Genomic DNA, 21,863 nt, shown 5'->3' on the forward strand with positions numbered 1-21,863 from the left:
TCGCGTCGGCCGTCAGGAGCCCTGCGCCACCAGCCCCAGCAGCTGCGTGGCGGCCAGGTCGATCGCCGCGCCGGCGGTCTCGGCGTCGCCCTCGTTGAGGTAGAGCAGGGTCATCCCGTCCACGATCGCGGTCAGGTAGCGCGCCAGGACGGCTTCGTCGACGGTCCAGGTCACCCCGGCGCTGGTGCCCAGCGACTCGATCACCTGGGTGTGCGCGTCGAGGTAGGTGCGGTACTGCTTGCGCGCGAACTCCGCCAGGGCGGGGTTGCGGGTCGCGTACTGCGTCAGCTCGTACGTCACCCGGTGCTCGTCGGGGTTGTCCAGCACGTGCTGCCAGTAGGAGGCCAGGCCGCCCCGCAGCTTCTCCTCCAGCGTTCCCGGGCCCTCGATGATCTCGAGCGCCGGCGCCAGGGTGTGGCTCGTGATCGTGGTGATCACCTGCTCCAGCAGCTCCTCCTTGGAACGGAAGCAGTAGTGGAAGGTGCCGAGCGACATGTCCGCCTCGGCGACGATCGACCGCGTCGTCGCCTGCGCCACGCCGTCGCGCGCCATCACCCGGATCGCGGCCTGCACCAGCAACCGTCGCCGCTCGTCTGCCGACACCCTCGCCACGCGACCAAGACTAACGTCCAAGTCGGCGGCCACGGCCACCCATCCCGCCGGCGGCGAAATCGTTATCCAGCGAGCGGTCGCACCTGGTTCACTGACCCGGTGGCATCCTCCCCCGGCTCCCTGTGGCACACCCTGATCCACCTCCGTGGCAACCCGCGCGCATGCGTGTGGACCGAGCCGATGTGGGGCCTGTCGATGGCACTGGTGCTGCCCTATCTCTCCGTCTTCATGCTCACGCTCGGCCTGCACGACGCGCAGATCGGCCTGCTGGCGACCGCCGGGATGATCTCGCAGGTGTTCTTCGGGCTCGCCGGCGGCATCATCACCGACCGGATGGGGCGCCGGCTGACCAACGCGGTCTTCGACGTGATCGCCTTCGTGATCCCGTGTCTGATCTGGGCATTCGCCCAGGACTTCTGGGCCTTCCTGGCCGCGTCGCTGCTCAACGGCGCGTTGCAAGTCACCGCGAACGCCTGGGACTGCCTGATGGTCGAGGACGCCGAGCGCGACCAGCTCACCGGCATCTACTCGCTGGTGCGGGTCGCGGCCGACTGCTCGGCACTCTTCGCCCCGATCGCCGCCTTCATGGTCGCGCAGTTCGGTCTGGAGCCGGCGGTGCGGGTGCTCTTCGTCAACGCCGCCGTGGTCATGCTGGCCAAGATCATCCTGCTGTACGCCGCCTCCACCGAGACCCGCCAGGGCCGCATCCGGATGGAGGAGACCCGGCACGAGAGTCTCTGGCGGCTCTTCGTCGGCTACCGCGAGGCCGCGAGGCTGCTGGGCCGCTCCCACGGCTCGCTCCTGGCGCTGGCCATCGCCGCCCTGGTCGCGGCGGTCACCCTCGTCAACGGAACCTTCTGGCAGGTCATGGTCAACCAACACCTGCATGTGCCCGACCCGGTGCTGCCGTTCTTCCCGATGGTGCGCTCCCTGCTGTCGGTGCTCTTCCTCTTCACCCTGATCCGCCGCCTGACCTCGGGCCACGACCTCAAGCAGGCGACCCTGTGGGGATTCGGCATCTACCTGGCCGGCCAGCTGGTCCTTGTCCTGATCCCGGCCGCCGAGGGTGACGCTGACGTCGTGACGTACGCGCTTCTGGGGGTGTGCCTCCTCCTCGACGGCTTCGGCGCCGGGATGCTCTTCATGCTCTCGGAGTCGCTCGTCGCGTTCCACGTCGACGAGGCCGAGCGGTCACGGGTGATGGCGCTGCAACGCACCGCGGTGATGCTCGCGGCCGCCCCGTTCGGCTGGATCTCCGGATGGCTCTCCGGGCTCGACCGCACCTACCCGTTCTGGCTGACCAGCGCACTGCTGGTGATCGGCGTGATCACCACCATCGCCTGGTGGTCCGGGCCGCACACCGAGCCGTCGGTCGAGACCGTGTCCGCGGATCGAGCCTGACCATGGAGACGGCCCACGCGGAACTGGCGTGCGGTCCTGGACGCCCTCGCGACCGAGTGGGGGGTACTCCAGCAACGTGGGCGCCCGGACCGCACTCGGAAGTGATAGCACGCATCCGGTGTCGAGTGTCACCAAACCCCGACATCTGGTAACCGATGTTCTCGTCCCTCCGGATCTGACTCAGGTCAGGGTGAAGGTGCTGGAGCGCCGTCCCACGGCGCCACCGCCGGTGAGCGCACCTCGATCGTGCTGGAGGTAGTCGCCACGATCCGTGGCCACCTGCAGCGAGATCCCACCCTTGACCGGGATCCGGCGGAAGCTGGCCTCGGCGGCGTACGCCGGTCCCGGCTCGACCGGGTCGATCCGGACCGCACCGCCGGCGACCCGGACGTACCGGTCGGGGAAGTTGACCGACTGCAGCGACTCCGAGCCGTCGCCCGCCAGGCCGGAGACGAAGCGGAACTGGCTGTCGGCGAGGTCTCTCGGGGCATGGTCCACCCGCAGGGCGTACTCGTAGTGGCGTACGAACGAGCCGGGTGCATCCAGCGGGGTGAGCCGGACGATCGGCCCGCCCTTGCCGACCGGGACCCCGAACATGGGCGTCCCGTCCTCGTGCCACACCACCTTCTGCACGCGCGCGTGCCGGTTCGGGTCGTAGAGGGGATCTCCGGTGATGTCGCGGTAGTCCCGGGCGTGGTAGACGAGGACGTCGGTCACGCCGTCCGCGGCGACCGTGAACGAGTTGTGCCCGGGGCCGTACTGCCCGGTCTGCTCGTTGGTCGTGAACACCGGTTCGGGGCTCTTGACCCACGACGCCGGGTCGAGCAGGTCGGCGTCCGCCGATGCCGTCAGCAGGCCCATGCAGTAACGCGAGTCGGTGGCGCTGGCCGAGAACGTCATGAAGACACGGCCGTTGCGGACCAGCACAGCAGGGCCCTCGTTGACCTTGTAGCCCTGCACCTCCCAGCTGCGGGTCGGGGTTGCGATCCGCGCCGGGAAGGTGCTGATCGCGAACGGCGAGCTCATCTCGGCGATGTAGAGGCTGGTGTTCACCGCGATCTCGGGCTCGCTCTGCGCCCAGACCAGGTAGCGGCGGCCGGCGTGCTCGAACGTGGTGGCGTCGAGGGCGAAGCTCTGCCACGGCGTGATGATCTGCTGCGGAGCGCCCCAACCCGCGGGGTCGCGGGGGTCGGCGAGAGTCGACTCCATGACGTACATCCGGATCCGGAAGACGTCGTCGGAGTCGCCGGCCGCGAAGTAGACGTACCAGCGGCCGTCGATGCGGTGCAGCTCCGGCGCCCAGATGTGGCCGCCCATCTTCCCGCTGGCGGGGCGGCGCCAGATCACCGACTCCGCCGCGGTGGCGAGGCCGGCGAGCGAGGCCGAGCCACGGAGCACCAGACGGTCGTACTCCGGCACGGAGCCGGTCAGGTAGTACATCCCGTCGACGGGCCGGGTGACGAACGGGTCGGCCCGGCGCTCGACGAGCGGGTTGAGGGTCGGCACTCCCCAGATCTCGGGGTCGCCGGGCATCGGTACGGGCGGTGCCGCGGCGGCAGGTGCGGCGTGGTTTGCGAGCGCGGCCGCTGCCCCGAGGCCGACCCCGGCCTGCAGGAGGTGGCGCCTGCTGAGGCCGGCCCGGAGACTGAGGTGGTTCAGGTGGTCGGACATGGCTGCTCCCCTACCGGGTCTGGATGCGGATGAAGGTCACGGAGTACGGCGCGAACGTGCGCGTGAAGGTGCTGTCGACGCCGCGGATGGTGCTGGTGACCGGCTTGACGGGCTGTGCCGTACGGGTGTTCTGGTCCTCCGGGTCGCCGCTGATGACGGTCATCTGCGCCCTGGAGGCGACCTTGACGCCGAGGTCGAGGCGGGTGAGCGCGGGCTCGGCCTGGGCGTTGACGACCTTGACGATCAGGTCGCCGGTCGCCTCGTCACGGGTGACCACCTGCGCGAACGGCTCGGTGACCTGGCCGTCGTCGAACTCCTGGAAGAGCTGGCCGTCGAGGAAGAGCCGGACGTGGGTGCCGCGGACCTCGATCCGTACGTCGTAGGTGCGGCCGGTCTCGACCGAGTGGCCCTCGCGGGCGACCAGGGTCTCCTTGCCGCCGTTGGTGGCCTTCTCGACGACGGTGCGGGTGTTGTTCCAGCCGCCGATGTTCCACCAGTAGAAGTTGCCGGAGTCCTTCACCCCGAACGCGATCAGGAAGCCCTCCGAGCCGGACAGCTTCTTGGCCCTGAGCTCGAGGTCGTAGTCGCTCGCGGTGATGTCCGCGGCCTTGACCAGGGTGTCCTGGGCGGTCGCGTCCGTCTGGGTGTAGGCGCCCTCGACGACCGACCAGGTTCCCCGGTTGGCCAGCGGGCTCCAGCCCTCGGCGTCCCCGTCCTCGAAGTCGTCGGCGAACAGCGCGGTCCCGTCAGGCGCGGTGACCGACACGTCGTCGTACGCCGCGGAGGTCGCCCAGGTGGAGAGGCCGACACCCCCGGTGATGGGTTGCGGCTGGATCACCTTGCCGGTCGCCTCGCTGGGCACGACCCGGTCACCGACGTTGTTCATGAACAGCTTCTGGACCTCGTAGCTCGCAGAGCTCCAGGACTGGTCGTTGTCGAACCAGATCATGTCCGGTCGCCACTGAACGTGATCGACGTTGGCCAGCAGCGGGGCGTAGGAGGCGAGCTGCACGACGTCGGCGTTGCGCTCGAGCCCGGTCATGTACGCCGCCTCGGACAGCGCGTTGAAGAGCTTGTTGTCCCGGGAGGCGTACTCGCCGAGGAAGACCTTCGGTCCGTTGCGGTCGTAGCTGTCGTAACGGTCGTTGTTCTGCAGGAACCAGGTCGGGGAGTTGTAGTAGTGCTCGTCGACCATGTCGACGCCGGCGGCCCGGTTCTGCGCCCAGTGCTGGTCGAAGAGCGCGCCTTCGTCGTCGGGGCCGGAGTTGCTGATGATCGTGATCTCCGGGTGGCTCGCCTCGATGGCCGCACGGAACTTCTCGAACCGTTCGAAGAACTCCGTCGGCAGGTTCTCCTCGTTGCCGACGCCGAGGTGGGTGAGGCCGAACGGCTCCGGGTGCCCCATCTCCGCGCGCAGGCCGCCCCACTCGGAGTCGACCGGGCCGTTGGCGAACTCGATGAGGTCGAGAGTGTCCTGGATGTGGCGCTGCAGCAGGGCCTCGTCGTCGGTGGCCCGGTTCTGGCCGCAGCCCGTGACCAGCGCCGGCACGACCGGCAGCGGCATCGCCCCGATGTCCTCGGCGAACTGGAAGTACTCGTAGTAGCCCAGTCCGTAGGACTGGTTGTAACCCCAGAAGTTGGCGTTCGTCGCCCGCTCCTCGACCGGGCCGACGGTGTCCTTCCACTGGTAGGACCGGGCGCGCTGCCAGCCGGAGGCGGCGTCGTAGCCGGCCATGCTGCCGGTGTTGACGAGGCAGCCGCCCGGGAAGCGCACGAACTCCGGCTTCAGCGCCGCGATCTTCTCGGCGAGGTCCTTGCGCAGCCCGTTCTCGCGGCCCATGAAGGTGTCCTCGGGCATCAGCGAGACCATGTCGAGGCGGAGGGTGCCGACGCCCTCCCCCTGCAGCCACAGGCGTGCGGAGTCGGTCGTGGCGCTCGCGGTGAAGGTCCCGGCGTACTTCTTCCAGGTGTCGCCGTTCACCTGGAGACGGACCGGATCGGCGTACGTCGTGGCGCCGGCCTCGTCGCGCAGCGACACGGTCAGCGGCGTACCGCCGGCGGTGTCCGAACGTGCCCAGACCGAGAAGTCGTAGCTCTTGCCGGCCTCGAGCGCGACGCCGTTGTTCCAGCCGCTGTTGGAGACGCCGTACGTGCCGCCGGCGGTGTTGGCCAGGGAGAGCTGCAGGTAGGTGCGGTTGCGCTCGTTGAGCCGGGAGCCGTCGTCGACGGGGGTGGCGGTGCCGGTGCCTCCGCCCTCGCCTCGCGGGGTCCAGGCGGTCATCCCGGTGTAGGAGCGGTTGTCGGCCGGCAAGAACTCGAAGGACCGGTTCCGCACCAGCTCGGCGTAGAGGCCACCGTCGGCCGCGTAGTTGATGTCCTCGAAGAAGACGCCGTACATCGTGTCGCTGATCTCCGGGCCGGACCGACCGGCATGGGCCGTGATCGTGTAGTCGGGATCGGGGTCAGCGGCTCGCCGGTCGGCGCCGAGGCTGGGCGCGGCGTAGGCCAGGGGCAGTGCGAGGACGGTGGCGGCGGACAGGACGGTCAGCAGACGGATTCTGTGCACGATGTCTCCTCAGAACACGCGGTAGGCGGTGCGGATGCGGTCCAGCTCGGCCTTGGTCACCGGGAGAACGGTCCCGTGGCGGGGGCGGCTGGGGAGCTGGTAGTCGCTGGAGATCGAGAAGTTGCCTGACTCCAGGTCGGTGGTCTCGAACGGCACGTACCCGCGGCCGCCGAACTCGTCGATGAACAGGTACCACTTGTCCTCGGTGTTGGACTTGAAGATCGTCGGCCCCTCCCCCCGGTCGATGCCCGGGTTGTCGGCCGTGGCCTTGCCGATGCACTCGGCGACGAAGCTCCAGTCCAGGTCGAGCAACGAGGTGGCCTTCTCCTCGACGATGAACTTGCTGCAGGGCGTGGTGGAGGTGTTGTTCCGCTCGTCCTTGGTGAACCGGTAGTAGGTCCCCTCGTGCTCGACGACGGTGGAGTCGATCACCGAGTAGCCCGGGTCGATCCACACCTGGGGCTCGCTGAAGGTCCGGAAGTCCCTGGTGGTGACGTAGACCATCCGGTTGTGCGTGTTACCGGCATGCTCGGGGTCGGACTCGTCGTAGAGCTTCGAGGCCCAGAAGACGACGTACGCACCGATCCCCTCGTCGTAGTAGGCCTCGGGCGCCCAGGTGTTCCCGGCCTGGGGTGAGGACACGCGGACGTGTCGCTGCTCGGACCAGTTCACCAGGTCCGTGGACTCCCAGATCTCGATGTAGCGGCTCCCGCGCCGTTGGGCGGCGTCCCAGTCGCCGTTGCCGTAGATCTTGAGGTCGGTGGCGATCAGGTAGAACTTGTCGCCTTCCGGGGAGCGGATGATGAACGGGTCGCGTACGCCCTTGTCGCCGTGCTGCGACTGCAGGATCGGCTGGCCGCCGTTGAGCTCGTCCCAGTGGAGCGGGTCGTTGCCCATGCTTGCGGCGAGGTAGACCTGCTCCCCGTCGGCCGTCCCCTCGCCCGTGAAGTAGGCGAAGGTGTAGCCCTCGAGCGGCTCCTCCTTCGGCAGCGGCAGCACGGTCAGCCGGAACTGCCGCTTGTCCTTGACCTTGCCGAGGCTCACCGTGGCGTTGAGTGCCAGGCGGACGGCCTTCTCGCCGTAGGCCGGCCGGTCGACCTCGCCGGTCGGGGTCACGACGGCGGGCTCGCTGGAGGTCCAGCTGACGGTCGTGCCGTGCAGTCCCTGGGTCGGCAGGGTGATGTTGCCGCGGATCTCATCGGCGTCCCAGACCCGGAGCGCGGCTGCGGCGCGAGCGACCTTCTCCTCGTCGCTGATGTCGGCCGGCACCTTGATGGTGAACGTCTCGGACTCGGCGGCGTCGCCGTGGGTCGCCGTGGCGGTGAGCGTCACGGTGGCGTCGGGGCTGCCGTACGGCGGGCGGGTGACGTCGCCGGTCGCGGAGACGACTTCTGGGTCGGTGGTGGCCCAGGTGAAAGTGGAGCCGTTCGGACCGCCGCTCGCGAGCGAGAGGTCGCTGACGACGCGGGACGTGTCGCCCAGGTCGAGCCAGGCCAGGTCACGCGCGACGCGCTCCTCGTCGGTGACGTAGCCCAGATCGTGAACCTCTGTCGCGGTCAGCGCGTGGTCGTAGATCCGGAAGTCGCGCACCTGACCCTTCAGATAGCGGTCAGCGCTGTAGACGGATCGGCCGAGGTAGTTCGCCGTGGTGACCCCGTTGCCGATCTGACCGGGCGTGATGGTCACGTCGGTGCGGCGAGCGACCTCGACACCGTCCTCGTAGAGCACCGCGGTGCCGTCCGCGAGCGTGTAGCTGATGGTCTTCCAGGTGTCCCGGGCGAGGTTCCGACCCGCCGTGACCGTCTGCTCGGTGCTCCAGTTGCCGGTGGCGATCGACGTCCGATAGGCGTTGCCGGTCGTGAACAGGTAACCGTTGCCCGAGCCGTCGGCGCCGGTGTTGCCGAGGCCCCAGATGAAGTACGGGGTGGCCTGGTCCGCGGCGATCTTCACCTCGAGCGAGACGGTGATCGCCGTCAGGCCGGTCATCACGTCGTTCGGCAGCCTGACGTGCCCGTTGGTGCCGCCGAGGGAGAGCCCCTCTCCGCCGAGCCAGGTCGTGTCGCCGGCGACCGTGCCGTTGCGGCCGGCGCCCGACGCGTCGACGACCGTGGTGCCGCTGGTCTGGTCGAGGGGGTAATGGACCACGAGCCCTACGTCGCTCGCGCCGTGCGCCGGGGTGGTGGGCACCAGGCCGGCCAGGATCAACGGGAACGAGGCAAGTGCCGTCAGGGTGCGCGCGAGATACCTCCGGCGCGGGTTGTGTGCGGTCGGGTTCGACTGGTCCATCGGCGCGCTCCAGGGTCAGCTGTGGGCGGGGGCACCCAGGTGATGTGACCTCCATCACGTGAATGTGAGCGCTAACATAAGCAGGGCGGCTGCGCGGTCGTCAAGAGTCATGAGGCGTCTGATGGAACGGTGGGCCCTACCCCGCGGAGGGCACGACACGAGGAAACCCCCGCCACTCCTGCCGAGATCCGGCTGGTGGGACGGGGGTTCTTGTCGGAGCCGCCTGTCGGAATCGAACCGACGACCTTCTCATTACGAGTGAGACGCTCTGCCGACTGAGCTAAGGCGGCGCACCGTCATCCGTTACCGCATGTAGCGGGTCTGGTTGAGCGGACCGGATGAGTGTACCGAGACTGCGCGCTCGACACTAAAACGGTGCGCCTCGACGTGCTCGTCGATGGTCGTGCGGGTGGGCTTCCCCTTGCCGATCAGGCGGCCCAGGCGGCGAACGCCGTGCTTCATTACTGCTCTACTCCCCTAGGAACATGAATCAACCACCGACTGCGGACACAGTGGTGGTGATTCAATGATGACCGTCGGCGACTCATAGAGGTAGACGATCTTTCCTTGAAAAGACATAGGATGTCTCTATGCTGTCGCTGCATCAGCTCCGCGTGTTCCTCGCGGTCTACGAGCATGGCTCGCTGACCGCGGCGGCCGATGAGCTCGGCTATGCGCAGCCGTCGATCTCGGAGCAGGTCAGAGGCCTGGAGCGTACGCTCGGCGTCCAGCTCTTCCGGCGCGTCGGACGGGGCGTGGTGCCGACCGCGGTCGCCGACGAGCTGAGGCCGCACGCGGAGCGTACGGTCGCCGCCGCCGAGGACGCGCGCAAGGCCGTCCAGGCGGTGAAGCAATTCGAGACCGGGACCATCCGGTTCGGGATGTTCGGGATCGCGCGGCTCTACGGCGGAGCCGGGCTGGTGGCCGACGTCCTCGACCGCTATCCGGGCGTACGCGTCGAGCTGATCGGGCAGAACTCCACCGAGGTCCAGGACGACCTGCGACGCGGCCGGCTCGAGGCGGCGATGCTGCTGGTCGGCAGCGTCTCCGGCCCTGGGCTGAAGGTCACGCCGGTGGCCCGCGACGAGCTCGTCTACATCTCGGCCGATCCCGCGCACCTGGCCACGCCGGTCACGCCTCACCGGCTCTCGCTGGCGACGCTGGTGATGGCCGACACCACCTGGAGCTCGGAGGACCCCACCCGGGTCACGATCCGCAACCTGCTCCACGAGACGGGGCGCAACCCACCGAGCCGGGTCGAGGTCGAGGACATCGAGACGGCCGTCGAGCTGGTCGGGATGGGCTACGCCGACAGCGTCATCGCCAAGGGAGCAGCCGAGCAGCTGCTCCCCCGGCTGGCGCCGAAGGCAGGGTGGGTGTCGCTGCGGCCCCGGACGTACGACACCTTCGCCATCGTCCACCGCACCGACGCCACCCTCTCCCCCGCCGCCACGCTGATGATCGAGCTGGCCACGAAGCGGATTCAGGCGATCGCGGACCCGGTCCATCGGCGGTAGGTGTTCCTTGGTCAAGGTACCTGCTCACTCGCAGCCGTAGCCGTCGTTGTCGCGGTCGTTGGCCGAGGTGGCTTGGTGACCCTTCTTCTCGAGGTGAAAATTCGAGAACGATCCTCTGGGTCGAGAGACTCGCCGGCCGGGCACGACGAGAACAATCCCCACTTCGGGTACATGCGGGGAAACAACAGACAAGCGCATGTCGAGACGTCACGGGCGTCGCTCGAATTGGCAGCGGACTGACCACTCGAGCGGCGCGGGTGACGTCTCGACCGACGTACGTGACGGCTCGGCCTACGGGGTCAGCACTCCAGGCCGTCGTCGGGGACCTTGCCATCGACCAGGTAGTCGTCGATGGCGTCGTCGACGCAGCCGTTGCCCTGCATGTAGCCGGTGTGGCCGTCGCCGTCGCGGGAGACGAGTACGCCAGCGTCGAGGGCCTCGGCGAGGTCCTCGGCCCACTCGTAGGGAGTGGCCGGGTCACGGGTGGTGCCGACGACGACGATCGGGTTGGAACCCTCGGCGTCGATCTCCGGCTCGGGCTCGGTGGCCTTGAACTTCTCGGCGGCGCAGCCGTTGAGCATCCAGGCGAGGGCGGCACCGAAGGTCGGAGCGGCCTTCTCGAAGGCGGGCAGCTGCTTGCGTACGTCCTCCGGGCTGAGGCCGGAGGAGTCGTCGAGGCAGTTGATCGCCCAGTTGGCCTCCATCGTGTTGTTCAGGTAGCCACCCTCTGGGTCACGGCCCGCGTAGTTGTCCGACAGGCTCATCAGCTGGGACCCGTCGCCCTTCAGCGCCGCCTCGAGGGCGTCGGTGAGGTAGGGCCAGTAGGACTCGACGTAGAGCGGGGTGATCAGGCCGTAGAGGGCGTTGCCCGCGGTCAGCTCACGGTCGCCGGCGGGCAGCGGCTCGGCGTCGATGTCGGCCATCAGCTTCTGGACGCGCTCGACGCCGTCGTCGACGGTGTCGCCGAGGAAGCAGCTGCTCTCGTCGACGCAGTTCTCGACGTAGGAGCGGAGCGCGACCTCGAAACCCTTCGCCTGGGCGAGGTTGGCGTCGAGCACGCTCAGGCCCGGGGCGATCGCGCCGTCGAGCACGAACCGGCCGACCCGGTCGGGGTAGAGCTCGGCGTAGGTCGAGCCGAGCTGGGTGCCGTAGGAGGCACCGAAGTAGTCGAGCTGGTCCTCACCCAGCGCAGCCCGGAGCACGTCCATGTCCCGGGCCGCCTCGACGGTGCTGACGTGGGCGGAGATGCCGTCCTTCTGAGCGGCGCAGCCGTTGGCCATCTGGACGCCGCTGTCGACGTAGGCCTTCTCCTCGGCGGGGGTGTCCGGGTCGGGGTCGACCGCGACGTAGGCGTCGAGCGCCTCGTCGTCGAGGCAGTCGACCGCGGTGCTCTGACCGACACCGCGCGGGTCGAAGCCGACGATGTCGTAGGAGTCTCGGACCGCGGGACTGAAGGACTGGTTGTTGTAGAGCGCGTAGTCGATGCCGGACCCGCCGGGACCGCCCGGGTTGATCGCCAGCGAGCCGATCTTCTTCTCGTTGGCCGGGTCCTTGATGACCGCGACGTCGATGGTGCGGCCGGTCGGGTCGGAGTAGTCGAGCGGGACCTCGAGGGTCGCGCACTGGAAGGCGCCGTTGCACTTCTTCCAGTCCAGCTTCTGACTGTAGAAGGTCTGCAACCCTTCCGCGGGGGCCGCGGTCGCCTCGGCGCTCGGACTGACCCGGTCGGCATCCGGGGTGCCGCCACCGCCTCCACAGCCCGTCAGGGCGAGCGCGGACATCACGACGAGAGCGGCTTTGCGGTTCACTGATCTCCTCCGGGCGGCAGCAGCGCCACCATCATGGCTTCCAGCACCAACTGGGGCTGGACGTTGAACTCCAGCAGCTGCTCACGGGCCTCGAAGACGGCGCCGATGCGCTGCAGGTTGAGCTCGGGTGTCGAGGACGCGACGATCTGCTCGACCTCGCGTCGGTGCTCCTCGTTGACCAGCGTCACCGGTGCACCGGCGGCGAGAGTGATCGCATCGCGATAGACGGAGACCAGGTCCATCAGCCCACGGTCGATCACGTCACGGTGGCGGCGGGTCGCACGGCGCTTCTGGTCCTTCTCAAGCGCGGCCAGTGCCGGTCCGTATTCCCGCGGCCGGCGGCCCCGTTCGACCACGCCGTAGCCGGCGTCGAGGTCGGCCTTCTCCCGGGCGTCGAGATCGGCGGTGACCGCGTCGGCCTCCTCCTTCGAGACCGCGGCCAGCTCGCCGGCGGCCCGGAGCGCGTCGGCCAGGCTCCTCAGCTTGGCCGGGTAGGCGACGACCTGCTCACGGCGGCGCCGGGTGTCGTCGTCGCGGGCCAGCGCCTTGGCGCGACCGATGTGTCCCTGGCTCGCGCGCGCCGCATAGGCCGCTCTTGCCTCGTCGACTCCGAGGGTGCGCTGCAGGAAGGCGGTGACGTCGGGCGCGGTCGGGGTGGTCAGCGTGACCAGGCGGCACCTGGAACGGATGGTCGGGAGGACGTCCTCGACCGTCGGCGCACAGAGCATCCACACCGTGCGGGCGCCGGGCTCCTCGACCGCCTTGAGCAGGGCGTTGTTCGCCTGCTCGGTGAGCCGGTCGGCGTCCTCGATGATCAGGATCTGCCAACGGCTTCCGGCCGGGGTCAGGGCGGACTGGCGGACCAGGTCGCGGATCTCGTCGACCCCGAGGGTCAGCTTCTCGGTGCGGACCAGGTTGACGTCGGCGTGGCTGCCGGTGAGCACGGTGTGGCACTCGTGGCACTGGCCGCAGCCGCCGTTGGGACACTGGAGCGCGGCGGCGAAGGCGATCGCGGCATTGGACCGTCCCGAGCCCGGCGGCCCGGTGAAGAGCCACGACTGGGTCATGCCGTGTCCGGCGGCGGCGGTCTGCAACGTGGGAATGACGTGGCGCTGGCCGACCAGGTTGTCCCAGACGGAGGTGGTGGCGACGTTCATACCGTCACCGCCTGGGCGAGAAGAGGCTCGAGCCGCGCCAGCACCGCGGCGTGGATCTCCTCGACCGGGGCACGGGCGTCCAGCACCAGATAGTGCTCGGGGTTGCGCTCCGCGAGCGCGACGAACGCCGCGCGCACCCGCTGGTGGAACTCGGCCGACTCCTGCTCCATCCGATCGCGCTCCGCGAACCGGGTGAACCCCGCCGTCGGGTCCAGGTCGAGCAGCACGGTCAGGTGGGGGCGCAGGTCGGCGGTCGCCCACCGCGCCACCTCCTCGAGCTGTGCGGCGTCCAGCACCCGGCCGGCGCCCTGGTAGGCGAGCATCGAGTCGACGTAGCGGTCGGTGATCACCACCTCGCCCCGCTCCAGCGCCGGCCGGACCATCGACTCGATGTGCTCGGCCTTGTCGGCGGCGAACAGGAGCGCCTCGGTGCGGTCGTCGAGATCACCGGTCTCCGGGGACAGCACGATGCGGCGTACGTCCTTTCCCACCGCCGTGTCCCCCGGCTCGAAGGTCAGCAGGACTCGGTGGCCGCGGGCGGTCAACGCCTCGTGGAGCAGCCGCGACTGGGTCGACTTGCCCGAGCCCTCGCCGCCCTCGAAACACACGAAGACGCCGTGCTCTGCATAGACACCCGGAAACTTCACGCAGCCACCTCCGTAGCGCAAGCGCCAGAATACGGACGCGGCTGCGTGATGACTCCATGGTTCACTCGCTGACGCTCGTTCACGAGCCCAACCTACGGGGTGGGACCGACAAGCCCGAGGTACGCCGCCCGCGGGTGCGGCGATTGAGGCTGTCGAAGGCGGCAGCACCAGGTTAAGGTTCGGGTCGTCCTCACGCTGACCCAAGGAGTTTTCCGGTGATCTACGTCCTGATCGTCCTGCTGTTGGCCGCGCTCGCGGTCGCGGCTTATCTGCTCTGGAAGAGCAGGCAGCAGCCGACGGCGCAGCGGGAGCCCGACGACTTCATCGGCGACCAGCACAAGCATGCCTCCGACCAGCTGCGCCAGGTGCGCAACGGTGACGTCGTCGAATACCTCGGCCACAACTGGTTCGTCCGCGGGCGGATCGACTTCGACGAGCACGGCTACCGCTGGACCGAGCACATGCTCGACGACGCCGAGGGCAAGAAGTGGCTCTCGATCGAGGACGACGAGAGCTTCGAGGTCTCGCTGTGGCACGCGATCCCGCTCGGCGACATCGAGCAGGGCACCGTCGGTGACCGCGACGTCATCGTCGGTGGCGTCGCCTACCGGCTGCAGGAGAAGGGCTCGGCGGCCTTCACCGCCACCGGCGCGACCGGCACGGCGCCGTCGGGCACGGCCGAGTACGCCGACTACAAGTCGGTCGACGGCAAGCTGCTCGGCTTCGAGAAGTGGGGCAGCAACTGGGAGCCCTCCCTCGGCGAGGTGCTGCAGCCGTTCGAGCTGACCGTCTACCCCTCCACCGACCGGCCCGCGACCCTGGACGACGAGTGACGCTCCTCGACGTCCCGTTCGCGGACGTACGCGGAGACACCCTGCGCTGGACCCTCGCACCGGTCGCCTGCACTCCCCTGGCTTCTCGTTCGGTGCACCTCGGGGACGGCCTGACCGTCACGCTGAGCGTCCTGGGCGCCAGCCACCAGGTCGTCGTACGCCGCCACGACCGCCCGCTCCTGCACGAGACCGTCGCGTGCGGGATCGCCGAGGCCACGTTCCTTCCCGCGGCGCACGCGGAGGGTGGGTACAGCCTCGGTTCACACGTCGCCAGGCTGGATCCCGACGAGCTCGCCGAGCGGGCATCAGAGCTCGTGGAGCGGCTGGAGGGACGTACGGACGCCGTGGTCGCGCACTTCCCGGGCGACCCACACGCGGTGACCGCGTTGGCGCTCGACGAGCTCGGCGAGCAGCAGATCTCGTGGAGCACCTGGCACACCTACCCACAGACCGGCGAGATCGTCGCCACCGTCACCAGCTACCGGCCCGAGGAGGGCGCAAGTGTCTGAATCGAACGGCCCGAACCGCAAGCTGATCGGATGGGCGATCGTCGCGGTGTGCGTCGTGCTCGCCATCATCATCGCCATCGCCGTGTCGGGCGACGGGAACAGCCCCGAGAAGTACCTGCGCAAGAACTTCGACCACGTCAGCGGCTCCGACCCCGACAGCGATGCCGGCATCGTCTTCGAGGACGACGGCTCGGTGTCCTCGGTCGCCAACCAGATCGCGAGCGGCACCGACGCCGACGAGAACCGGGCCGAGGGCTCCAGCCACTACCTGCGCTACGACGACGACTGGCTGGTGGTCGTGGAGCCGCGTACGCCGTCGGGATCGACGATCACCCTCTACGAGTACGACCGCGGCTACCGGCACCACAGCACCGTGATCGGCCTGTGGGGCTGGAACAGCTACTACGGCCGCAACAGCAGTGGCGGCAGCAGCGGTGATTCCTTCCGCGGCGGCGGCAGCGGATTCGGCAAGTGACCACCTCAGACCTGGAGATGAATCGATGACTGACCTCATGAGCGGACTGCTGTCCACCGTCGCCTTCGCCGCCCTCGGGCTGGTTCTGCTGGTGATCGGCTTCTACGTGATCGACCTGCTGACGCCCGGCAAGCTGGGCCAGCTGATCTTCGTGGAGCACCGCCGCGACCCCGCGCTGCTGCTCGGCTCCTCGGTCGTGGCGATCGCCACGATCGTGGCCACCTCGATCTACACCGCGGAGGCGGACACCCTCCAGGGCCTCGCCGAGACCGCTGCGTACGGGCTCGTCGGGATCGCGCTGCTCGCGGTCGCGTTCGTGATCCTCGACCTGCTCACCCCGGGCCGGCTCGGCGAGCTGATGACCGACGACAAGGACGACCCGGCGATCTGGGTCGCGGTCGCGGTGCAGCTGTCCGTCGGCGTGATCGTGGCGGCCTCGATCACGTGAGTCTGTCGCTCCCTTCGTTGCCTGCGCTGCCCGCGGGACGAGCGGCCCGGCTGCTCGTCCTCGCGGCGGTGTTCGTCTGCGCGGCGTGCGGGCTGGTCTACGAGCTCGCCCTGGTGACGCTGGGAAGCTATCTGCTCGGCAACTCGATCGCGCAGACGTCGCTGGTGATCGCGGTGTCGATGTTCGCGATGGGCGTCGGCGCCGTGCTCGCCAAGCCGCTCACCGCGCGGCCGCTGCGAGCGTTCGTGGCCGTGGAGATCGCGCTCGCCGCGGTCGGCGGCGCCTCGGTGCCGGCCCTGTACGCCTCGTTCGCGTGGCTGCATCTCTACACACCGATGATGCTGCTGGTGACGTTCCTGATCGGTGCCCTGGTGGGTGCCGAGATCCCGCTGCTGATGGAGCTCCTCCAGCGGCTGCGGCGGCAGCAGGCCTCGCTGGCGGTCGCCGACATCAACGCGGTCGACTACGTGGGGGCGCTGATCGGCGGACTGGCGTTCCCGTTCGTGCTGCTCCCGACCCTGGGGCTGCTGGTGGGCACCGTGGCCACCGCTGCCCTGAACGTGCTCGCCGCCTGGACGGTCGGGGTCGCGCTCGCCGGGACCCGGCAGCGTCGAGGGGTCGTCACGGCCGTCTGCGGCGCTCTCGCCGTCGCGCTCGGCGCCACAGCGGTGATGGCCGACTCCTTCGAGCTCAGCGCCCGCCAGGCGCTCTACCGCGACCCGATCATCCACGCCGAGCGCTCGGACTACCAGGAGATCGTGGTGACCCGGGGCGCTCCGTTCGGGCCGGAGTTCGACGACGTACGCCTCTTCCTCGACGGTGACCTGCAGTTCTCGTCCCTGGACGAGTATCGCTATCACGAGATGCTCGTCCATCCGGCGATGAACGGACCCCACCAGCGGGTGCTGATCCTCGGCGGCGGTGACGGGCTCGCGGCACGCGAGGTGCTGCGCTACCGGTCGGTGTCGTCGGTGACGCTGGTCGATCTCGACCCGGCGGTGGTGTCGCTGGCGCGCTCCTACGATCCGGTCTCGTCGCTGACGTCGGGGTCGTTGGAGGACCCCCGACTGACGTACGTCGCCGACGACGCGTTCTCCTGGGTCCGGGACTACTCGGGGGCGCCGTTCGACGTGGTCGTCGCCGACTTCCCGGACCCCGACTCGACCGCGCTGGCCAAGCTCTACTCGGTCGAGAACTACAGCATGATCGCGCGGCTGCTGGCTCCGGCGGGGCGGCTGGTCGTGCAGTCGGGCAGCCCGTTCTTCGCGCCGGACGCCTTCTGGTCCGTACGGCACACCCTCGCCGAGGCCGGCTACCGGACCACGCCCTACCAGGCGGACGTGCCCTCCTTCGGCAACTGGGGCTACGTCCTCGCCTCCCGCGACGGGTCGGCCCCCGAGCTCGCCCTCGACGACGAGGCGCCGGGCGGACTCCGCTACGCCAGCGACGCCGTGCTCGCGGCGGCCTCGTCGTTCCCGCCGGACCGCGCCGAGCGACCGACCTCGGTGACGACGATACTGGACCCGGCGATCCTCGACTACGCCCGGCAAGGGTGGGTGGGCTACTGATGTACTTCCTCATCCGACTCGTCCGGCGCACCTCGCGACACTCCGCCTGGGTGCTCCCGCTCGCGATCATCGGTTTCGTCTTCGTCACCGGCTGGATCGCGATGGCGCTGGCCCAGCCGGGCAGCGACATCGTGCACCCCGCCAACTACTGGTGGTGGTTCCTGGTCACCGCGACCACCGTCGGCTACGGCGACTTCTTCCCCGAGACGACCGGCGGCCGGTTCGTCGGGGCGTACGTCGTCTTCGGCTCCATCACCACCCTCGCCATCTTGTTCAGCCGGATCTCGGCAATCATCGAGAACGCCAAAGGACGCCGCATGCGTGGAGAGATCTCTTTCAGCGGACGAAGCCACATCGTGCTGCTCGGCTACACCGCCGGGCGCACCGAACGGCTCCTGGCCGAGCTGCTCTCCGAGCCTGAACGGGAGGTCGTGCTCGCGACCTGGGAGGACCAGCTCTCCGAGCACCCGCTGGCCGGGGAGGAACGCCTTCATTTCGTACGCGGCGACCTCACCGACCTCTCCGTGCTCGGCCGGACGGGGCTGTCCGGCGCGCACAGCGTGCTGATCGACGCGCGTGACGACAACGAGGCGGTCACGCTCACCGTCGCCGCCCACACCTCCGCTCCTTCGGTGCACACCATCGTGGCGCTGCGTGACCTGCGGGTGCAGCGCACGATCTTCCGCATCGACACCACCGTCCACTGCGTCCAGTGGCACAACACCCAGCTGATCGCCGAGGAGCTCAGCGACCCCGGGATCGCCGAGGTCTACCAGGAGCTCGCCACCGCAGGCGGCAAGGGCACCTACTCGCTCATCGTGCCTTCCGGTGCTGCGTCTGCGACCGTCGAGGTCTGGCAGGGGGCACTCGGCCGTGGGCACGGTGCCACGCTCCTGGCCGTCCGGACGCTCGACGGCATCCAGGTCAGCCCGCCGTGGGACCTCCCCGTCACCCCCGGCGCCCGGGTCTTCTACATCGCCTCCGACCGGCTGGACTACGACGAGGTCGCCGGGGCGCTCGGCTGACGGGACCTCGCGATGGACTGTTACAACTGCCGCAACAGCGCCCTCGAGTCGCTGCCGCTGCGCGAATCGATCGTCCGTACGCAGCACTGGCGGGTCGGCCACGCCTTCAACGTCACACTTCCCGGCCGGTTGGTTCTCGCGCCGCTCCGGCACGTCACCGCGCTCGACGAACTGCCCGCCGACGCGCACGCCGAGCTCGGCACCCTGCTCGGCTCGCTGTCTGGAGCGCTGCGTGCCGTGACCGGGTGTGTGAAAACGTACGTCATGCAATTCTCTGAAGCCGAAGGCTACGAGCACCTGCACGTGCACCTGGTGCCGCGGATGGCAGACCAGCCGGTCGACCTCAAAGGCCCGAACGTGTTCGGCTACCTCACTGACGACGAGACCCAGTGGCTGACGGATGCGGAACGGGACCGGCTGGCGGGAGAGCTACAAGGAGCTCTCGGCTGACAGATTCCCGCCATGGCGGGGTTGTGCGGGCCTTCAGACGTCAGACAGCGGCATTTTCCCGCCATGGCGGGAAAATGCTCCTTGCCGAACCCTCGGACAACAACAGAACCCCGCCATGGCGGGGTTCTGTCACGTGGGCGGCCGGACCGCGGCGTACGGGCTAGGACTTCTTCGCCGCAGCCTTCTTGGTCGACTTCTTCGCCGTGGACTTCTTCGCGGTCGACTTCTTCGCCGTGGACTTCTTCGCCGTGGACTTCTTGGCGGTCTTCTTCGTCGTCCGCTTGGTCGTCTTCTTCGCCGGGCCCTTGGCGCGCTTCTCGGCGAGGAGCTCAGCGGCGCGCTCGGCGGTCAGGGTCTCCAGGTCGTCGGCGGCCCGGAGGGTGGCGTTGTACTCACCGTCGGTGACGTAGGGACCGAAGCGACCGTCCTTGACGATCATCGGCTGCCCGGAGACCGGGTCGGGGCCGAGCTCCTTGAGCGGCGGCTTGGCTGCGGCACGGCCACGCTGCTTCGGCTGGGCATAGATCTGCTCGGCTTCTTCGAGGGTGATCGTGAGCAGCTGGTCCTCGGAGCTCAGCGTGCGGGAGTCGGTGCCCTTCTTCAGGTAGGGCCCGTAGCGGCCGTTCTGCGCGGTGATCTCCTCACCGTCCGCACCGGTGCCGACGACCCGGGGCAGGGTCAGCAGCTTGACCGCGTCCTCGAGCGTGATGGTCTGCAGGTTCATGCTCTTGAACAGGCTGGCGGTGCGGGGCTTGGCGCCCTTCTTGGCGTCCTCGGGGAGCTGCTCGGTCACGTAGGGACCGAACCGGCCGCTCTTCGCGACGACGGTGAGCCCGGTGTCGGGGTGGACGCCGAGGTTCAGCTCCTCGCCGGCCGGGTTTGCGAAGAGCTCCTTGGCCTTCTCCAGGGTGAGCTCGTCGGGAGGCAGGTCATCGGGGACGTTGGCACGCACCGCGAACGGGGTGCCGTCGTCGCCGGGGCCCTCGATGTAGGGACCGTAGCGACCGACCCGGAGGTTGACCCCGGACTCCGGGCTGCCGACCGGGAAGGTGGCCAGCTCGCGGGCGTCGATGTCGCCGAGACCGTCGACCAGCGGCTTGATGCCCTTGACCCGCTCGGACCCGAAGTAGAACTCCCCGAGCTCGGTGGTCATGTCCTTGCGGCCGTTGGCGATCTCGTCGAGGGTCTCCTCCATGCTCGCCGTGAACCGGTAGTCGATCTGCCGGGGGAAGTGCTCCTCGAGCAGCCTGACCACCGAGAACGCGACCCAGGCGGGCACCAGGGCGGTGCCCTTCTTGAAGACGTAGCCGCGGTTGATGATCGTCTGGATGATGCTCGCGTAGGTCGACGGGCGACCGATCTCGCGCTCCTCGAGCTCACGGACGAGGGTGGCCTCGGTGTAGCGGGCCGGGGGCTTGGTCTCGTGACCGTCGGCGGTGATGCTGGCCGCGTTGACCGTGTCACCCTCGGCGAGGTTCGGAAGCCGGGTCTGCTGGTCGTCCGAGGTCTGGTCGGCGGAGTCGGTGCCCTCGACGTACGCCTTCAGGAAGCCGTGGAACGTGATCACACGACCGGTGGCGGAGAAGACCACGTCCTCGCCCGTGGTCGCGGTGGCGCCGAGGCGGATCGCGACCGAGTTGCCGACCGCGTCCTTCATCTGGGAGGCGACGGTGCGCATCCAGATCAGCTCGTAGAGGCGGAACTGGTCGCCGGTGAGTCCGGTCTGCGCAGGCGTCCGGAACGAGTCACCGGCGGGCCGGATCGCCTCGTGGGCCTCCTGCGCGTTCTTGACCTTGGAGGCGTACGTCCTCGGGGAGTCGGGCAGGTATTCGGCACCGTAGAGCTCCCGGACCTGAGCGCGGGCGGCGCTGATGGCGTCGCCGCTCAGGGTGGTGGAGTCGGTACGCATGTAGGTGATGAAGCCGTTCTCGTAGAGACGCTGCGCGACTGACATCGTGGTCGACGCGCTCATCCCGAGCTTGCGGCTGGCCTCCTGCTGCATCGTGGTGGTGCGGAAGGGGGCGTAGGGGCTGCGCTTGTAGGGCTTGGACTCGACGCTGCGGACCTCGTAGGTCTGGTTGTCGAGAGCGGCCACGAGAGCCTCGGCGCGGGTGCGGTCGAGGTGGACGACCTTGTCGCTCTTCAGCAGTCCGTCGGGGCCGAAGTCGGTGCCGCGGGCGACGCGGTTGCCGTCGATCGAGGTGATCTTGGCCGGGAACATCCGCGGGTCGTGGTCGGAGCCGGCGTCGAAGGTGCCGGCCAGATCCCAGTAGGAGGCGGTGCGGAACGCGATCCGCTCGCGCTCACGGTCGACGACGAGCCTGGTGGCGACGGACTGGACCCGCCCGGCGCTCAGCCGGGGCATGACCTTCTTCCAGAGCACCGGGGAGATCTCGTAGCCGTAGAGGCGGTCCAGGATCCGGCGGCTCTCCTGGGCCTCGACGAGGTCCATGTCGAGCTCACGGGGGTTCTCGGCAGCGGCCAGGATCGCCGGCTTGGTGATCTCGTGGAAGACCATCCGCTTGACCGGGATGTCCTTCTTCGGCTTCAGCTCGTCGAGGAGGTGCCAGGCGATCGCCTCACCCTCGCGGTCCTCATCGGTGGCGAGGTAGAGCTCGTCGGCGTCCTTGAGGAGCGACTTGAGCTTGGCGATCTGCTTCTTCTTGTCGCTGGGCACGACGTAGTAAGGGGTGAAGCCGTTGTCGACATCGACGCCGAAGCGCCCCCACGGCTTGTCCTTGATCTTGGCGGGGGTGTCTGCCGCGCTCTGCGGAAGGTCGCGGATGTGCCCGACGGATGCCTCGACGACATACCCCTGTCCGAGGTATCCGCCGATCTTCTGAGCCTTCGCCGGGGACTCGACGATCACCAACTTGTGTGCCACTGACGT

At 68.9% G+C, this 21,863-nt stretch carries 17 protein-coding genes and 1 tRNA gene; 9 read left to right on the top strand and 9 right to left on the bottom strand.

What is annotated here, in order from left to right; all coding sequences use genetic code 11:
• Positions 1-12: 12 nt before the first annotated feature.
• Positions 13-612, bottom strand: a complete 600-nt coding sequence (locus tag ACFVDI_RS17750; protein WP_378907377.1) for a TetR/AcrR family transcriptional regulator — start codon at positions 610-612, stop codon at positions 13-15.
• A 99-nt stretch (positions 613-711) separates the two neighbouring features.
• Between ACFVDI_RS17750 and ACFVDI_RS17755 the strand changes: the two genes are divergently transcribed.
• Entirely contained in the window at positions 712-2,013 is a 1,302-nt protein-coding gene (locus tag ACFVDI_RS17755; RefSeq protein ID WP_378907380.1) for an MFS transporter, read from the top strand.
• Positions 2,014-2,193: 180 nt separating this feature from the next.
• Here ACFVDI_RS17755 and ACFVDI_RS17760 read toward each other — a convergent pair whose 3' ends face one another.
• The 4 genes from ACFVDI_RS17760 to ACFVDI_RS17775 all read right to left on the bottom strand — a co-directional run bounded on the left by ACFVDI_RS17760 (position 2,194) and on the right by ACFVDI_RS17775 (position 8,826).
• Positions 2,194-3,684 (bottom strand): family 43 glycosylhydrolase, encoded by a 1,491-nt coding sequence (locus ACFVDI_RS17760; RefSeq protein WP_378907383.1) that lies wholly within the window; start codon positions 3,682-3,684, stop codon positions 2,194-2,196.
• Between the two features lie 10 nt (positions 3,685-3,694).
• Complete coding sequence (locus ACFVDI_RS17765) at positions 3,695-6,250, bottom strand: alpha-L-arabinofuranosidase C-terminal domain-containing protein (RefSeq protein WP_378907386.1); 2,556 nt, start codon at positions 6,248-6,250, stop codon at positions 3,695-3,697.
• 9 nt (positions 6,251-6,259) lie between these two features.
• Positions 6,260-8,536 (bottom strand): immunoglobulin-like domain-containing protein, encoded by a 2,277-nt coding sequence (locus ACFVDI_RS17770; RefSeq protein ID WP_378907389.1) that lies wholly within the window; start codon positions 8,534-8,536, stop codon positions 6,260-6,262.
• Between the two features lie 217 nt (positions 8,537-8,753).
• Positions 8,754-8,826, bottom strand: a tRNA-Thr gene (locus ACFVDI_RS17775).
• 300 nt (positions 8,827-9,126) lie between these two features.
• Here ACFVDI_RS17775 and ACFVDI_RS17780 point away from each other — a divergent pair.
• Positions 9,127-10,053, top strand: a complete 927-nt coding sequence (locus ACFVDI_RS17780; RefSeq protein ID WP_378907392.1) for a LysR family transcriptional regulator — start codon at positions 9,127-9,129, stop codon at positions 10,051-10,053.
• Positions 10,054-10,352: 299 nt separating this feature from the next.
• Here the strand turns inward: ACFVDI_RS17780 and ACFVDI_RS17785 are convergent, their stop codons facing one another.
• From ACFVDI_RS17785 to tmk, 3 genes are read right to left on the bottom strand one after another with little or no spacing between them, the layout of a single operon-like run.
• Positions 10,353-11,861 (bottom strand): alpha/beta hydrolase, encoded by a 1,509-nt coding sequence (locus ACFVDI_RS17785; protein ID WP_378907395.1) that lies wholly within the window; start codon positions 11,859-11,861, stop codon positions 10,353-10,355.
• Positions 11,858-13,018 carry a DNA polymerase III subunit delta' gene (locus ACFVDI_RS17790; protein WP_378907397.1) on the bottom strand — a complete coding sequence of 387 codons (1,161 nt, stop codon included), beginning with the start codon at positions 13,016-13,018 and terminating at the stop codon, positions 11,858-11,860. Before ACFVDI_RS17790 ends, ACFVDI_RS17785 begins: the two co-directional genes overlap by 4 nt.
• Complete coding sequence (tmk, locus tag ACFVDI_RS17795) at positions 13,015-13,665, bottom strand: dTMP kinase (protein WP_378907400.1); 651 nt, start codon at positions 13,663-13,665, stop codon at positions 13,015-13,017. Before tmk ends, ACFVDI_RS17790 begins: the two co-directional genes overlap by 4 nt.
• A gap of 215 nt (positions 13,666-13,880) precedes the next feature.
• Between tmk and ACFVDI_RS17800 the strand changes: the two genes are divergently transcribed.
• The 7 genes from ACFVDI_RS17800 to ACFVDI_RS17830 are packed head-to-tail and all read left to right on the top strand — an operon-like array spanning position 13,881 to position 18,973.
• Complete coding sequence (locus ACFVDI_RS17800) at positions 13,881-14,498, top strand: DUF4178 domain-containing protein (protein ID WP_378907403.1); 618 nt, start codon at positions 13,881-13,883, stop codon at positions 14,496-14,498.
• Entirely contained in the window at positions 14,495-15,007 is a 513-nt protein-coding gene (locus ACFVDI_RS17805) for a DUF2617 family protein (RefSeq protein ID WP_378907406.1), read from the top strand. Before ACFVDI_RS17800 ends, ACFVDI_RS17805 begins: the two co-directional genes overlap by 4 nt.
• The gene (locus ACFVDI_RS17810) at positions 15,000-15,482 is read left to right on the top strand and encodes a DUF4247 domain-containing protein (protein WP_328528323.1); all 483 of its coding nucleotides are present in this window, start codon (positions 15,000-15,002) and stop codon (positions 15,480-15,482) included. Before ACFVDI_RS17805 ends, ACFVDI_RS17810 begins: the two co-directional genes overlap by 8 nt.
• A gap of 25 nt (positions 15,483-15,507) precedes the next feature.
• Positions 15,508-15,930 carry a DUF350 domain-containing protein gene (locus tag ACFVDI_RS17815; protein WP_328528322.1) on the top strand — a complete coding sequence of 141 codons (423 nt, stop codon included), beginning with the start codon at positions 15,508-15,510 and terminating at the stop codon, positions 15,928-15,930.
• Entirely contained in the window at positions 15,927-17,498 is a 1,572-nt protein-coding gene (locus tag ACFVDI_RS17820) for a polyamine aminopropyltransferase (protein ID WP_378907410.1), read from the top strand. Before ACFVDI_RS17815 ends, ACFVDI_RS17820 begins: the two co-directional genes overlap by 4 nt.
• Positions 17,498-18,523, top strand: a complete 1,026-nt coding sequence (locus ACFVDI_RS17825) for an ion channel (protein ID WP_378907413.1) — start codon at positions 17,498-17,500, stop codon at positions 18,521-18,523. Before ACFVDI_RS17820 ends, ACFVDI_RS17825 begins: the two co-directional genes overlap by 1 nt.
• A 12-nt stretch (positions 18,524-18,535) precedes the next feature.
• Complete coding sequence (locus tag ACFVDI_RS17830; protein ID WP_378907415.1) at positions 18,536-18,973, top strand: HIT family protein; 438 nt, start codon at positions 18,536-18,538, stop codon at positions 18,971-18,973.
• A gap of 160 nt (positions 18,974-19,133) precedes the next feature.
• Here ACFVDI_RS17830 and topA read toward each other — a convergent pair whose 3' ends face one another.
• Positions 19,134-21,857, bottom strand: a complete 2,724-nt coding sequence (gene topA, locus ACFVDI_RS17835) for a type I DNA topoisomerase (RefSeq protein WP_378907418.1) — start codon at positions 21,855-21,857, stop codon at positions 19,134-19,136.
• Between the last annotated feature and the right edge of the window lie 6 nt (positions 21,858-21,863).

Origin of the sequence: Nocardioides sp. NPDC057767 (assembly GCF_042798275.1) — a bacterium.
In the GTDB taxonomy this organism is placed as follows: Bacteria; Actinomycetota; Actinomycetes; order Propionibacteriales; family Nocardioidaceae; genus Nocardioides.